Origin of the sequence: Dyella marensis, from assembly GCF_049532885.1 — a bacterium.
In the GTDB taxonomy this organism is placed as follows: domain Bacteria; phylum Pseudomonadota; class Gammaproteobacteria; order Xanthomonadales; family Rhodanobacteraceae; genus Dyella_D; species Dyella_D marensis.
This window is the reverse complement of the sequence record NZ_CP064029.1, coordinates 2,269,257-2,282,755: the sequence shown is the minus strand read 5'-3', so window position 1 is coordinate 2,282,755 and position 13,499 is coordinate 2,269,257. Positions and strand designations below refer to the sequence as shown.

The following is a 13,499-nucleotide window of genomic DNA, read 5'->3' as shown; positions in this document are numbered from 1 at the left end:
CTCGCCTTCGCCATGGCGCTTGCGCTGGGCGCCTGCGCGTCGGCGCCGGCCGGGCGCGGCAACGCGGCGGCAACGCCTGCGGCCGCGGCGTCGATGAACAGCCAGCGCGACATCGTGCTGGCCGTGGCCAACCCTCTCGATCCGCCGGGCACGCATGCCGGCTCCAGCCTGCTCGGCTATGCGCCGCCGGGCCATTACGGCGCCGGCCAGCGCGCGGTCTCGCAGCTGGACGAACTGAAGCAGCGCTACGGCCTGCGCGAAGTGGTCGGCTGGCCGATCAAGGCGCTGGGCCTGTTCTGCATCGTGGTGGAACCGCCCGCGGGCGCCGACCGCGAGGCCCTGCTGCAGAACCTGGCCAAGGACGAGCGCGTGAAGCTCGCCCAGCCGCTGCAGGACTACGAAGTCTATGCGGATACGCAGCAGCAGGCCCCGCACAAGTACAACGATCCCTACGCCGACCTGCAGCGCGGCTTCGTCGAGACCGACGCCGCCACCGCGCACGAGACCAGCCAGGGCGGCGGCGTGCACGTGGCCATCGTCGATACCGGCGCGGACGTCACGCATCCCGACCTGCAAGGCCGCATCGCCGACACCCACAACGCGGTGGACGGCGACGCCACCGCCTTCGACCGCGATGCGCACGGCACCGAAGTGGCCGGCATCATCGCGGCCATGGGCGACAACCACCAGGGCATTGTCGGCATCGCGCCCAAGGCGGTGCTGAGCGTCTACAAGGCCTGCTGGTATCCGGACCGCAACGCCGGCGCGCGCTGCAATTCGTTCACCCTGGCCAAGGCGCTGGCGGCGGTGCTGGACACCGATGCGCGCGTGGTCAATCTCAGCCTGGGCGGCCCGGCCGATCCGCTGCTGGGCAAGCTGCTGGACGAACTGCTGCGGCAGAAGCGCATCGTGGTGGCGGCGCGTCCGCCGGACGGCGACGCCAAGGGTTTTCCCGACAACTCGCCCGGTGTGATCGTGGTGCGTTCCGCCGCCGCCACGCCGGCGCCGCCGGACGTAGTAAGCGCGCCGGGCAGCGACATCCTCACCACCCAGCCGCATGGCGGCTACGACTTCACCTCGGGTTCCTCGATGGCGGCCGCGCACGTCACCGGCATCGTCGCGCTGCTGCTGTCGATCCAGCCGGATCTCGATGCCGCATCGATCCGCAAGCTGCTGCTGATGGATGGCAAGACGGCCAACGGCCAGAGCCAGGTAAACGCGGCACTGGCGGTGCGGGCCCTGCAGAGTTCGCTGCACCACGCTGGGTCGCCTTGACGGCCGCTGCTTTGCGGCCGCGCGCCGCATAGACCCCGACGCTCAGCTCACTGGCCTTAAATGACATGGCGCAACCGCGCCCGTCATTTTATTCGTATGCGCCTGCGCGATCCTTTAAATCTGCGCGGCTCCCGAAGCTCCGGCGCGACATGCCGCGCAGCTTCGCCCGCAACGCCGGCGTTGCGCTTCCCCGATACGAATACCCAGACCATGACGCCCCCTTCGCGCCGCCAGTTCCTGCAGCTCTCCGCCCTTGCCATGGCTTCGGCGGCAACGCCCTGGGCCGACCTCCAGGCCCGCGCCCTGCCCTCGCCCGGCTTCCCGCCGCTGCCGGCGCACCGCCCCACGGGGCAGGAGGCGCTGGACCGGCTGTTGCAAGGCAATGCGCGTTTCGTCGCCGGCAAGGGCTCGGCCGCCTGCCGCACGCCGGAAGACTTCGCCAAGGTGGCGCAGGGCCAGGCGCCGTTCGCCGCCATCATCGCCTGCGCCGATTCGCGCACCGCGCCGGAAATCATCTTCGACCAGGGCGTGGGCCAGCTCTTCACCGTGCGCGCCGCCGGCAACGTGGTGGCCGGCAGCGGGCCGGTGATGAAGGGCAGCATCGAATACGCGGTGGCCGAGCTTGGCGTGTCGCTGATCCTGGTGCTGGGCCACAGCGAATGCGGCGCGATGAAGGCCGCCATCCAGTTCCGCCACGAGCAGAACAAGCCGGCCGGCGCGATCGACGACCTGCTGGAACTGATCTATCCGGCCGTCGATCAGGCCGTGGCGCAGGACGACAAGCTCAGCGGCAAGGCGCTGCAGAAGCAGGTGACCTACAACAACGTCAGCAACGGCGTGCAGCGGCTGCGCGGGCTGGATCCGATCATCGCGCCGGCGGTGCGTTCGGGGGCGTTGATGGTGGCGGGTGCGGTGCATGATCTGGCCACGGGTACGGTGACGGTGTGGCCGAAGCTGGCTTGATGCTGGCCGAAGCAATGCTCGTCATTCCGGCGCAGGCCGGACGAGCGCGCAGCGCGAAGAACGCCCGCAGGGCGGCCCCGAAGGGGTGAGCGAAGCGAATCATCCAGTAACCGCGCCGCCTGGTTTTCGGCAGAACGTTCAAGAGCAGCGCTCTGGGACTGCACGCTCCATAAAGCGCATCGCTACTGGATTCCGGCCTGCGCCGGAATGACGGAGGTTGGGGCTCCGTGCCTGCGGCGATATTCCGCTGGCGTTACTCCCAGGTACTGCACAAACGCACGCCGCAGATGATCGGCGTTGGAGAAGCCGCACAGCGCGGCCACCTGCCTGGGCGCATGGGCGCCTGCTCCAGACGAGCAGCCGGCTCACTCGCCGATCGCGTGGAAAACCTTGTCCGACGCCAGCGAGAGCAGGATCTTCGAGGCAGGCAGATAGGCGCAGCGCACGGCATCGCCCTTGCGCAGCTCGTTGAATACGCGCTCGGGCACGGCGAAGTTGCCGGGTTCCTTCAGCGGCGGCACCACCACGCGGATCAGGCAGTCGGGCGTGCCGCCGTTGCGGGCGAGATAGAAGCGGTCGCCGACGATGCCGTCGACGACCAGCTTCGAACCGACTTTCAGATCCTCGGCCAGCCGCTTCGCCTTGCGGCGCAGCGCCCACAGGAAGAAACCCGCCATCGGCAGCAGCATGCCGCCCAGCATCAGGAACACCCAGGCGTGCTTGTCGTGGCGATGTCCGAGGAAGGCGCCGGTCAGGCCGATCAGCAGGCATAACGCGCCGACGGCCATCATCAGAGTGGAGGCAACGGCGAGCACGCCTCGCGCCGTGCGCTGCGGCGACGCCGACCAGTAGGCCTCGACGGCCTCGCGCTCCCGCGGCGTGAGCCGCACGCGCGTGCCCGGCATGGCGGGGACTCGACGAGCGGCCATCTAAACCATGGCCCGCTGCGTTCTTACCGATCCCATCGCGCATTCCCTCGCAGGCCGGACCGCCCGGCGGGCCGCACCATGACATGCAGCCCGCCGCAGCGACAAGCCGCGGCTAGAAATTCACACGGAAGCCCGCCGAGGCGCGCCATCCACCGGCCAGTGCATCCGTCCGCGATGCATGCCCGGCTTCCGCATACGCACTCCACGTCAAACCGAACGCCACCCGCCCGCCCACGGCCACCTCGCGTGTGGTGGCGTGGCGCGCCGGCAGGATCACCGGCAGCGAACCACCGTCGAGCGAGGCGGTGATATCGGGGCGGTCGCCCACCGTATGCACCACCGCCACGCGGGCGTAGGCATCGCCGGTCAAGGTCGGGCCGAGGAAAAAGCTCTGGCCGAACAGCATGCCGGCGCGGGACATGAAGGTGTGGTTGCGCTGCGTATCGAAGCGCACGCGGTTGCTGGCCGTGTACCCGACCGCCCCGATCGAACCATAGGCCGCCTGCACCTGCGGCTCGATATAGCCGCCATGTTCGCCGCGGAAACGGCGGCCCACGCGCACCGACACGCTGGATGCGCGCGCATGGTAGCGGCCGGAGGTGACGCCGAAAGCGTCGCGCGAGGTGTAGTTGTCGCCCAGTCGCCCGGTGCGCGCCACAGCGTCGGCAAACAAACCGTTGCCCGTATTCCACACGCCATAGACGCCGACCGAATCGCCGCGCAGATCGGCGCTGCCGTTCTGCAGGTCGGCGCGGGATTGCGCATGCGTATACACCACGCCGACAGTGCCGCGGCCCTGGTCGGCATCCGCGCGCCATTCCGCACCGGCGCTGACGTTGGTGGCGTTCTGCCGGTAGCTGCGGCCGTCCGCGCTGTCGCCCTTCAGGCTGCCGCCGTCCGTATCGGCCCAGAAGGCGGAGCCGGCCGGCGCGTCGTCCAGGCGCGATGCTTCGCTGCGGCGGGAGACGGCGCGCTCGTCCAGTTGCCAGAGATTGGTCAGTGCAAGCGCGGCGTCGGCGGCGACCAGTACGCCGGTGGAGGGCGCGATCGCCACGTTGCCGGCGGCCGGATCGGAAGCGGCCGTGCCGGTGGCGGGTGGCGTGCCGCCGCTTGTAGTGGTGCCGCTGCCGGTGTTGGCATTCCCACCCGTCGTCGTGCCGCTGCCGGCGCCGGTATTCGAACCCGTCGTCGCGCCGCCGCCGCCGCCGGAGCCGGAGCCGGAGCCGGTGCCCGTGGTGCCGCCGCCATTCGGCGGCGCGCTCGATCCATCGCCAGCGATATCGATACCCGCCAGCAGGATCTGCCGATGATCCGCGCTCAGGCTCACCCGCGGCGTATAGCTGAAACGCACCAGCGCGTTCTGGTAGGTGCCGCTCCACTGACCCGACAACCCGGCAGCGGCCAGGAAATTCGCCGTGCCGTTCGCCGCCGTGCTGGCGTCGACGATCACGATCGGACTGGCGGCGAGGATCGACGTGCCGGTGCGCAAGCTGGTGGCATTGATCCAGGACGTATCGTCCAGCGCCGGGTCGTACGCCAGGCGCACGTTCTGCGTGCCTTGCGCGCTGAACGAGCTGACGCCGCTGCCGAACACCACCTTGTCCGCCGTGCCGTTGCGCACGTCGCTGAGCAAGGTGAACGCAGCGCCGTCGGCAAGACTGACCGTTGCGCCGCTACCCGCACTGCTGCCGATCTGCAGCGTGCGCAGGCTGTACGCCGGCACGCTGCCGGGTGCAAAGCTGCCCCAGCTGGCGGCCGTGTCGATCGCGCCGCCGCTGCCTACGCTGAGGCTGCCAGCGCCGAAGTCGGTGGCCAGGGTGCCGCTGCCGGCGGCGATCCAGCGCGCGCCGTTGTTCACCACCAGGTTGGCGGCGCCGACGCTACCGTCCGTATCGGCCAGCACCAGGCCGTTGAGCCAGGAGCCGGAGGTATCGAGCTTCAGATTCAGCGTGCCGAGGAAGCCGCCGCTGTTCGAAGCGGTGAGCACATCGCCCTGGATGGCGACGGGATGGCCGCCGCCCTGGTTGATGTTGGTGGTGGCCGACGCCCCTGCCGTGGGCCGCGTGACCACGCCGTAGTGATTGGCCGCCGTCGAGCCCGCCGCCTTGGCGATGGACAGCGCGCCGTTGAAATCCGCCGCGCCGTAGTTGGCCACGCCATAGGTGGCGCCAGCCTTTTCCGACACGGTGATATCGACATCGCTGGCCGCCGTGAACGACATGCCGTTGCGGATGCCGTACGCCGAATGCGTGCCCTGGTTGCCGGTCGGCAGCAGCCGCACCAGCTTGCCCGCGGTGGCCAGGGTCATGCGGCCGTTGTTGTCGATGCCCAGCACGTCCGAGTCGCCCTCGAAGGTGCCGTTGGTGGCGGTGACGGTCAGGTTGCCGTCGAAGCGCATGTAGCCGTTGCCGCCATTGCCGCCGAAGTTGTACGCGCCGACGGTGTCGCCGAAGCGGTTGGGGCCGCCCTGCACGGTGATGGTGGCGTCGCCGAAGAACTCGGTCTTGGACAGGCGGTGGCCGGCATTGACGCCGAAAGCGGTGCGGTTGCCGAACGCCGTGATGGTGGTGGTGCCGACCACGCCGATATAGCCGTTGTTGCGGATACCCATCACTGTCGAGCCGCGGGCGATGGCGTACAGCTTCAGGTTGCCGCCGATCTCCGTGCGCGTGGATACGCTGGGGTTCCAGATGCCGTTGACGTTGTCCGACGGGTAGATGCCGCTGGCGGTGAGGTCGACGTTGCCGCTGATGCGCAGGATGCTGCGCCCGTCGCCCATGATGGCGTAGTTGGTGTTGTTGCTGTCCGACTCGGCCGTGAGGTTGCCGTTGATGGTGATGCGGCTGCCGTTGCCGGTGAGATAGATGACGCGCCCATAGCCCGGCGTCGACGCGTGCAGCGTGGTGTCGCCGTTGATGGTGATGCTGGCGAAATCGTCCGCCCACAGCGCGTAGGCATTGCCGTAGATGCTGCCGTTGCCCTTGGAGTTTTTGTCGTTGGCGGTGACGCTGATGGGCCCGTTGACGGTCACCGATTTCGGATCGGACTGCGGGCTGGAGGCAAAGATGCCGATGGCGCTGCCGCCGGTGGTGCCGGTGGCCGGCACGTCGCGCGTGGCGGTGATCGACACGTTGCCCGCGGTGGCGTCGATCACGCTGGACGAGGACGACGAGGTAATGCCCACACCCACCACTTGCGTGTTGGCCGATTCCACATTGATGGCATCGCCCTGGGCCAGGGTGTAGGTGGGCGTACCGTTGTTGCTGGTGATGATGTAGCCGGGGTTGTAGCCGCCGGTGCCGCCGGGCGCATCGTTGCCGGCCACGCCGGTGACCGGTTGCGTATAGACCGTGGCGGCCGCTTCGGCCGGCACCGCCACGCAGGTCAACGCCACCGCGATCGACAGCGCCAGCTCTTGCCTTCTTGCCTGGAGCATGGCCTCGGCACTCCCCTTCGTATGCTGCGTCTTGCCCATGGTCTGGTTTCGGCCGCCGATAAAACGTTGGACAAAACACGCCACGGCTGGTCATTTCGGGCCAACCCGCGGGAGCTTCATCATGGACGGCGCCACCTTCGGGACACCGCGTTGTCGCGCTGCCGACGCATGCCCTTGCGGGCAAACGGCACGTCCCCTGTAGAACGCGGTCGACTTGCTTGGCGGTGGCTTTAGTAACACACGGGCCGCGCCAGGTGCCGGCGGTGTTGGCGCGGGCGTGACTGCAGTCACGCGGGGTTTTTCAGTGCGGTGAGCGGGCGCACATACCGCGAAAAAACATAAAGCAGGTGGTGGATATCGAAAAACATCCACCATTCGCACCAGGCGCGGTCCAGGCACGCCACGCGCTAGGCTGTGCGGCATGACCATCACGATCCGCCTCGCCACCGACGACGACCGCCCCGCCCTGCGCGAACTGTTCCTGCAGGCGCGCCGGGCCACCTTCACCTGGGCCGCCGCCGACAGCTTCCGGCTGGAGGATTACGACGGCCAGACCCGCGGCGAGCGCGTGCTGGTGGCGCTGGACGGCGACGGCAGCCTCGCCGGCTTCGTCGCGCTATGGGAGCCGGACCGCTTCGTGCATCACCTGTATCTCGCCGCCGGACAGCAGCGGCGCGGCATCGGCCGCGCGCTGCTGCAGGCGCTGGGCTGGCCGGAGCAGCCGCTGCAGATGAAATGCCTGCGCCGCAACGAGGCGGCGCTGGCGTTCTACGAGAAGCTGGGCTTCGCGGGGATCGGCCAGGGCCAGGGCGCCGACGGCGAATACGTGCTGCTCGCCTCGCACCGGGCGCGGGCCGTCTCAGGCTGAGCGCTGCACGATCCGGCGCAGCGCCGTTTCCAGCGACGTGGCCGCCTTGCGCGGCGCGCCTTCGAAATCGATCCAGCCCTGGTTGAAGCCGTCGAGCATGCGCATGCGCGGCTGCGGGTGCTGCGCGCCTTGCTGGCGAAACAGCGCTTCCCATTGTTCGCGCGGCACCGCCTGCGCACCTACCGGCTGGCCGAGCACGGCGGCATAGGCGCGAGCGATGTCCTCGGCGCCGTAGCGCGCCGGACCTTCCAGCTCCTGCACCAGGCGGCCGTTCCAGCCGCGCAGCAGCAGTTCCGCCGCCACCGCGCCGATGTCCTCGGTGGACACCATCGGGATGCGGTGATCCAGCGGCTGCAGAAAACTGTGGATCGTGCCCTCGCGCGCGCCGGGCAGGTCCCACGCGGCGTTCTCCATGAACCAGGCCGGGCGCAGGAAGGCCACCGGCATCGATACGCCGCCGAGCGCATGCTCCATCAGCCCCGCATTGTTCAGCAGGTTCGGTTCGGCAACTTGCGCGCCGACGGTGGAGAGAAACAGCGCGCGCCCCGGCTGCGCCTGTTCGAGCGCGTGACGGAAGCGCTCCGCCAGCGCATGGATCTGCGGGAAGCCCGGCGCCGGATCGTAGTCCGGCGGCATCATCAGAAATACGCCGTCGACGCCTTCGAAGGCGCGCGCCAGCGCGTCGCCGTCGTCGTAACCGGCCAGCGCCACCTCGCAGCCGCGCGCCCGCCAGGGCTCCCCTTTGGCCGCATCGCGCACGACGGCGCGTACCGCCGCACCGTGTGCCAGCAGCGCGCGCGCCACCGCGCCGCCAACCTGCCCCGTGATACCCGTGATCGCATACATGTCGAAGTTCTCCTCAAGCCAGGCGGCGTACGGCCGCGTCGGCAGGCATTGTTCGACTTCGCCCGCCCTGCGGCGATAACATCAATGGCATTTCATCCATGACTGGCGCGCATGAGCGGATTCGACGAACGCACCCTGGCCGGCCTGCGCGTGTTCTTCGCCGTGGTCGATGCCGGCAGCTTTGCCGGCGCGGGCGAGATCCTGGACATGTCGCAGCCCGGCGTCAGCCGCGCCATCGCGCGGCTGGAACAGCGCCTGGGGCTGCGCCTGTTCGACCGCACCACGCGCGCGGTCGCGCTGACCGAGGAAGGCCGCCGCTTCCACCGGCAGGTGACGCCGGTGCTGGCGGAGCTGGAGGAAGTGGTCGACGAGGCAGCGGGCAGCGCGGGCGCGGTGCGCGGCAAGCTGCGCGTGGGCCTGCTCGATCCGCTGTTCGCGCAGCTGCTGCTGGCGCCGCGCATCGAAACCTTCCTCGCCCGCCATCCGCAACTGCAGCTGGAACTGCTGGTGCGCGACCAGCCCGGCGACCTGGTCAGCGAAGGCATCGACCTGGCCATCCGCTTCGGCGAACCGCGCGCTTCCGCCCTGGTGGCGCGCAAGCTGCTGGAAACGCGCGTGCTCACCGTCGCCGCTCCCGCCTATCTGCGCCGCCACGGCCGGCCCGCCACGCCGCAGGCCTTGAGCGCGGACGGCCATACCTGCATCGACTTCCGCGATCCGGCCAGCGGCCAGCCCTATGCCTGGGAATTCCACCGCGGACGCAAGCGGCTGAGCGTGCCCACCGGCGGGCGCCTGATCGTCAACGACGTCGGCACCATGCTGCACGCCTGTCTCGCCGGTTATGGCATCGCGCAGATGATGTCGCTGGGCATCGGCGAGTTCCTGGCCAAGGGCAAGCTGGTGGAATTGTTTCCCGACTGGCCGGACGAGCGCTTTCCGCTGTACGTGCTGTATCCGTCGCGCAAGCATCTGCCCGCGAAGACGCGGGCGTTCGTGGATTTCCTGGTGGAGCTGTGCGGCGCAGGCTGAGCGCTGCGCCGCGGCCGGAACCCTTCAGCGATATGCCTCGATCGCCGCCTTGATCAGCGCCAGATCGTCGCGCATGCCGTAGTACGGCGGTGCGGAATAGCCGAAGCGCGTGATCACCAGGTGCGCCGAAGGAATCACGTAGATGCGCTGGCCCATGGTGCCGCTGGCGTAGAAGCCTTCCTTCGGATAGCCGGAATCGATCCGCCACTTCGCCTCTTCGCTGCGTCCGTCGTTGGTCCAGAAGCCCGCGCCGTACGGGGAATTCAAGGTGGAGCGGCGCGACCAGTCCATCCAGCCTTCCGGCAGCACGCGCTTGCCGTCCGGCGCGATGCCGTCGCGCAGGTACAGCCAGCCGAGGCGTGCGTAGTCGCGGGCGCTCGCATACACGTAGGTGGAGCCGATAAAGGTGCCGGCGCCGTCGAATTCCATCGTCACGTCGCCCATGCCCAGCGGCGCGAACAGCTCGCGGCGCGCGAATTCGCGCATGCCCGGCGCACCGCCACCGACCACGCTGCCAAGCTTGCGCGCGAGCAGCACGGTGTCGGCCGAGGTGTATTCGAACGTACGGCCCGGCGGCTCCTTTGCCGGCTGGGCGGCAGCGAAGGCAGCCATGTCGCCGTGCAGGAATTCCATCTTCGCCACCGGGCTTTCGGCGGACTCCGCTTCCTCCACCGCCAGGCCGCTGCGCATGCGCATCAGATCTTCCAGCGTGATGACGCGGCGCGGATCGTTCTTGTCCTTCCATTCCGGCGGGTTCAAGGATTCGTCCACGCGCAGCTTGCCCTGGCGCACCAGGATGCCGAACAACGCGTTGGTGAACGACTTGGCCACCGAGAAGCTGAGCAGCGGGGAGTGTTCGTCGATGCCGTCGGCGTAGCGCTCGGCGACGACCTGGCCGTCCTTCACGATCACCACGGCCTTGACGCGCTTGACCGGCTGGCCCGCATGTTCGGCGAACACGTTGTCGATCGCGGCGGTGACGGCCGGCTTGCTGGAAGCGACGCGCCCCTTCGGCGCGAAACCATCGGCCCTGGGGGCGATGGGTGCGTCGGCGACCGCGGGCAAAGGCTGGTCGCCCGGCAGCACCAGGCGGCAGCCGTAGCCGGGCGTGAAGCGGGCGCGCGCCAGCTCGCTCAGCGGGCCGGACACTTCGACCGTGCGGGTGTCACGCGAGACGTGCACTTTCAGCATGCGGCCGAAGTCGCCGAGCACCGGCATGACGAGTTGGTCGAAGGTCTGGTCCGGGTCCTGCCCGCCGACGAAGGTCATCGAGCAGACGTGATGGGCGGCGACGCCGGCGGCCACCGGCAGGATCTGGCTGAGCTGCGTGGTGCCGTAGGCGCCGGCCGCGGCGGCGAAAGCCGTGGTGGCGAGGCTGGCGAGCACGATGGATGTCTTGCGCATGGCGGTCGGTCTCCGTGGGTGTGGCCAGAGTCTGCGGAGACCGGCGGGACGGAGGGGGACGGACTGGGACGAAGGCCGCGGGGGCGGGGACAAAACCCGGATGGGCTGGCAGAGAGGCCGGAAAACGGTGCCCGTTTGCCGCGGACTTCCAGGCGGGCCATGCCATCGGCGGCCGCCCCGGTGTCATAGGCGGCTATGGCTCAGCCCCTCCCCCCCATCTGAAAACAGGTGCCCGCATGATCGAAACCACGCATCGCACGAAAACGATGTTGCTTATCTCACTGTTCGCCTGGATGGCTTCGCCCGGGGCGCCGGCGCAGAGCGCGCCGCCCCCGGACGCTCCGGCCAAATCTGCAGCTTCCGCCCCAGCCCGCGGGCGAAAACCACGAAGCAAAAGAGCGTAGCGACTTGAACGGCAAGGCTCAGGCCGAACTGCGGCAGGAAATGCGTCGGGGCGTTCCGCGAATGCGCTTTACCGATCCGGAAGAACAGCGCCCGTCTTCCATCACTACGGCCGAACGGCAGTTCGAAGCCCACCGGAACATGTTCGACCGTCAGCCCGTGTGTCCCACGCTGTTCGGACCGCCGCAGGCGCCGACGACGATGTCACCGGAACGACAGCAGCCTCGATGCCGCACTTGGCGAAAATCCAGGAATGGCTGGCAAGACAGCCCATAAAACAACGCGATGCCCAGCCCCCTCTCCCCTCCGGGGAGAGGGTTGGGGTGAGGGGCCGGGCGGAGCGGAGAAGCAGGAGCGGAAAGCATGCGCTGCGCTGTCGATCTTCTTCCGCGAGCACCCGCCCCTCATCCGCCTGCCGGCACCTTCCTCGCTCCTCAATGCCGCGCACATCCATGTGCGCTCCCCGCGTGCTCCCCGGCGGGGAGAAGGATTCCTTCGTCAGATGGATATCGACATCCCCGGCGGCAGATTCTCCAGATACCGCTTCGTCCACGTCACCCGCGCCCCATCCCGCAGCAGCAGCCGCTTCTCCCCTTCCGGCCACGGCTGCACTTCGCGGATGGCATCGATCTGCACCACGGTGGAACGATTCACCCGCACGAACCGCGACGGATGCAGCCGCGCCTGCATCGCATCCAGCGTGCCGCGTAAACGGCGCGGCTCGCCATCGACGAAGACCTGCAGATAATTGCGATCCGACTCGATGCGGTCGATGCGCTCCACCGGCACCAGCTCCGCCGCATCGCCCACCGGCAGCAGCAGGCGTTCGAGATAGCGTGCCGGCGGCGGCGCGTTTTCCAGCAGGCCGTCGACACGGGTGCTCACGCTCAGCGAGGGCGCCACCTTGTCGCACAAGCGGCGGATCGCCGCCTGGAAGCGCTCGGGGCCGACCGGCTTGAGCAGATAGTCGAACGCATGCACTTCGAACGCGCGCACGGCCTGGTCGTCATGCGCCGTGACAAAGACGATCTCCGCCGGCAGCGGTTCGCCCAGCGCCTGCAATACGGCAAAACCGTCCATGCCCGGCATGCTGATATCGAGAAAGACCACGTCGGGATGCTCACGCTGGATCAGCCGCACCGCTTCGCGCCCGTCGCCGGCTTCGCCCACCCACACGACACCTTCGGCCTCGGCGAGATAGCGCCGCAGCTTGGCGCGGGCCGGCGCCTCGTCGTCCACCACCACCGCGCGCAGCGTCATGCCGCCTCCCAGCGCCGCGCGGGCAGCCAGACGGTGACCACGCTGCCGCCTTCCGGCAAAGGCTCGAGGCGAACACCAGCCTCGTCGCCATAGAGGTGCCGCAGACGGGCCTCCACATTGCCCAGCCCGATACCGTGGCCCGCGCGTGCGACGCCACCGCCGCCATCGCGCACTTTCACGGTGAGGCGGTTGGCATCGCGTGCGGCTTCCACGCGCACCAGGCGACGGTCGCCCTGCCCGCCATGCTCGATGGCGTTTTCCACCAGCGGCTGCAGCAGCAGGAAGGGAATGCGCAGGTCGTCCAGTGCGGCGTCGCCCTGCACGTCCGCGTCCAGGCCCGCGCCGAAACGCGCACGCTGGATGTCCATATACAGCGCCAGCAGTTTCCACTCGTCGGCCAGGCGATGCTCCTGCGCACCGGCCGACAGCGTCGCGCGCAGCAGCGAGCCGATGCGCGAAAGCATCTCGTCGGCGACGGCCGGCCGGTCGTACATCAGCTCGGACACCGCATTGAGCGTGTTGAACAGGAAATGCGGATTGAGCTGCAACCGCAGCGCCTCCAGCCGCGCCTCCGACAGCGCCGACTCCAGCTGCGCCGCGCGCAGCTCGCGCGCCCGGCCTTCGCGGTAGCGGTCGAACAGCCACAGGCCGACCGCGATCAGCACGTAGAAAAACAGCTGGGTCGGCACTTCCATCACGTAGCGCCATACGGTGGGCGCATAGTCGTCCGCCGGGCCCCCCACCAGGCCGAACACCAGCAGGCGCAGCCCCATCATCAGGCTGGTCTGCGCCACCGACAGGCCGGCGAACACGGCGAGGTGCCACGGCAGGCGCCAGCGGCGCCGGCGCAGCCAGCGCAAGGCGTAGAAAACCGGCGGCAGGAAGGCGCCGAAGCTGAGCGAGCCGGTCAGCTCCTCGATCAGCAGCGGCGGAAACGGCGCGACGTGGCCATAGGCCACGCCGACCAGGTAGCGGTTGAGCGCACGCATCGCGCCGATCGCCACCAGCAGCAGCACCCAAAGCACCAGCGCGTACCGCCGCCATACCGGCGGCGGCGCGGCCGCGCTGCCCTGCTCCGCTGCCATGC

General features: G+C 69.1%; 11 protein-coding genes. 4 read left to right on the top strand and 7 right to left on the bottom strand.

The annotated features are described in order from the left end of the window. Positions 1 to 12 precede the first annotated feature (12 nt). Entirely contained in the window at positions 13 to 1,275 is a 1,263-nt protein-coding gene (locus ISN75_RS10060; RefSeq protein ID WP_343821411.1) for a S8 family serine peptidase, read from the top strand. Positions 1,276 to 1,485: 210 nt separating this feature from the next. Then, positions 1,486 to 2,238, top strand: a complete 753-nt coding sequence (locus tag ISN75_RS10055; RefSeq protein WP_167257398.1) for a carbonic anhydrase — start codon at positions 1,486 to 1,488, stop codon at positions 2,236 to 2,238. 182 nt (positions 2,239 to 2,420) lie between these two features. Here the strand turns inward: ISN75_RS10055 and ISN75_RS10050 are convergent, their stop codons facing one another. The 3 genes from ISN75_RS10050 to ISN75_RS10040 all read right to left on the bottom strand — a co-directional run bounded on the left by ISN75_RS10050 (position 2,421) and on the right by ISN75_RS10040 (position 6,603). Next, positions 2,421 to 2,561 (bottom strand): AraC family transcriptional regulator, encoded by a 141-nt coding sequence (locus ISN75_RS10050; protein WP_167257399.1) that lies wholly within the window; start codon positions 2,559 to 2,561, stop codon positions 2,421 to 2,423. A gap of 42 nt (positions 2,562 to 2,603) precedes the next feature. Then, positions 2,604 to 3,143, bottom strand: a complete 540-nt coding sequence (locus tag ISN75_RS10045; protein WP_167257400.1) for a hypothetical protein — start codon at positions 3,141 to 3,143, stop codon at positions 2,604 to 2,606. A 136-nt stretch (positions 3,144 to 3,279) separates the two neighbouring features. Beyond that, positions 3,280 to 6,603: an autotransporter outer membrane beta-barrel domain-containing protein gene (locus ISN75_RS10040; protein ID WP_343821188.1), complete on the bottom strand. Its 3,324-nt coding sequence runs from the start codon at positions 6,601 to 6,603 to the stop codon at positions 3,280 to 3,282. A gap of 421 nt (positions 6,604 to 7,024) precedes the next feature. Here ISN75_RS10040 and ISN75_RS10035 point away from each other — a divergent pair, with 421 nt between their 5' ends. Continuing rightward, positions 7,025 to 7,471 (top strand): GNAT family N-acetyltransferase, encoded by a 447-nt coding sequence (locus tag ISN75_RS10035; RefSeq protein WP_343821190.1) that lies wholly within the window; start codon positions 7,025 to 7,027, stop codon positions 7,469 to 7,471. On the opposite strand, the gene ISN75_RS10030 is transcribed toward ISN75_RS10035, so the two are convergent. Beyond that, the gene (locus ISN75_RS10030) at positions 7,463 to 8,317 is read right to left on the bottom strand and encodes an NmrA family NAD(P)-binding protein (protein ID WP_343821192.1); all 855 of its coding nucleotides are present in this window, start codon (positions 8,315 to 8,317) and stop codon (positions 7,463 to 7,465) included. The genes ISN75_RS10035 and ISN75_RS10030 overlap by 9 nt on opposite strands. Positions 8,318 to 8,428: 111 nt before the next feature. Here ISN75_RS10030 and ISN75_RS10025 point away from each other — a divergent pair, with 111 nt between their 5' ends. Next, entirely contained in the window at positions 8,429 to 9,346 is a 918-nt protein-coding gene (locus ISN75_RS10025) for a LysR family transcriptional regulator (RefSeq protein WP_343821194.1), read from the top strand. Between the two features lie 24 nt (positions 9,347 to 9,370). Here ISN75_RS10025 and ISN75_RS10020 read toward each other — a convergent pair whose 3' ends face one another. The 3 genes from ISN75_RS10020 to ISN75_RS10010 form a co-directional block, all read right to left on the bottom strand. Next, on the bottom strand, positions 9,371 to 10,750 hold the full coding sequence (locus ISN75_RS10020) for a serine hydrolase (protein WP_343821195.1): 1,380 nt from the start codon (positions 10,748 to 10,750) through the stop codon (positions 9,371 to 9,373). A gap of 900 nt (positions 10,751 to 11,650) precedes the next feature. Next, the gene (locus tag ISN75_RS10015; protein ID WP_343821197.1) at positions 11,651 to 12,412 is read right to left on the bottom strand and encodes a LytTR family DNA-binding domain-containing protein; all 762 of its coding nucleotides are present in this window, start codon (positions 12,410 to 12,412) and stop codon (positions 11,651 to 11,653) included. After that, positions 12,409 to 13,497, bottom strand: coding sequence for a sensor histidine kinase (locus ISN75_RS10010; RefSeq protein WP_343821199.1), 1,089 nt, complete (start codon positions 13,495 to 13,497; stop codon positions 12,409 to 12,411). The genes ISN75_RS10015 and ISN75_RS10010 overlap by 4 nt, the downstream gene beginning before the upstream one ends. Between the last annotated feature and the right edge of the window lie 2 nt (positions 13,498 to 13,499).

Excerpts from the sequence above, each read along its gene's own strand:
- ISN75_RS10055 (WP_167257398.1), top strand. The coding sequence starts at position 1,486 with ATGACGCCCCCTTCGCGCCGCCAGTTCCTGCAGCTCTCCGCCCTTGCC.
- ISN75_RS10045 (WP_167257400.1), bottom strand. The coding sequence starts at position 3,143 with ATGCCGGGCACGCGCGTGCGGCTCACGCCGCGGGAGCGCGAGGCCGTC.
- ISN75_RS10015 (WP_343821197.1), bottom strand. The coding sequence starts at position 12,412 with ATGACGCTGCGCGCGGTGGTGGTGGACGACGAGGCGCCGGCCCGCGCC.
- ISN75_RS10040 (WP_343821188.1), bottom strand. The coding sequence starts at position 6,603 with ATGCTCCAGGCAAGAAGGCAAGAGCTGGCGCTGTCGATCGCGGTGGCG.
- ISN75_RS10020 (WP_343821195.1), bottom strand. The coding sequence starts at position 10,750 with ATGCGCAAGACATCCATCGTGCTCGCCAGCCTCGCCACCACGGCTTTC.
- ISN75_RS10030 (WP_343821192.1), bottom strand. The coding sequence starts at position 8,317 with ATGTATGCGATCACGGGTATCACGGGGCAGGTTGGCGGCGCGGTGGCG.
- ISN75_RS10035 (WP_343821190.1), top strand. The coding sequence starts at position 7,025 with ATGACCATCACGATCCGCCTCGCCACCGACGACGACCGCCCCGCCCTG.
- ISN75_RS10025 (WP_343821194.1), top strand. The coding sequence starts at position 8,429 with ATGAGCGGATTCGACGAACGCACCCTGGCCGGCCTGCGCGTGTTCTTC.
- ISN75_RS10010 (WP_343821199.1), bottom strand. The coding sequence starts at position 13,497 with ATGGCAGCGGAGCAGGGCAGCGCGGCCGCGCCGCCGCCGGTATGGCGG.
- ISN75_RS10060 (WP_343821411.1), top strand. The coding sequence starts at position 13 with ATGGCGCTTGCGCTGGGCGCCTGCGCGTCGGCGCCGGCCGGGCGCGGC.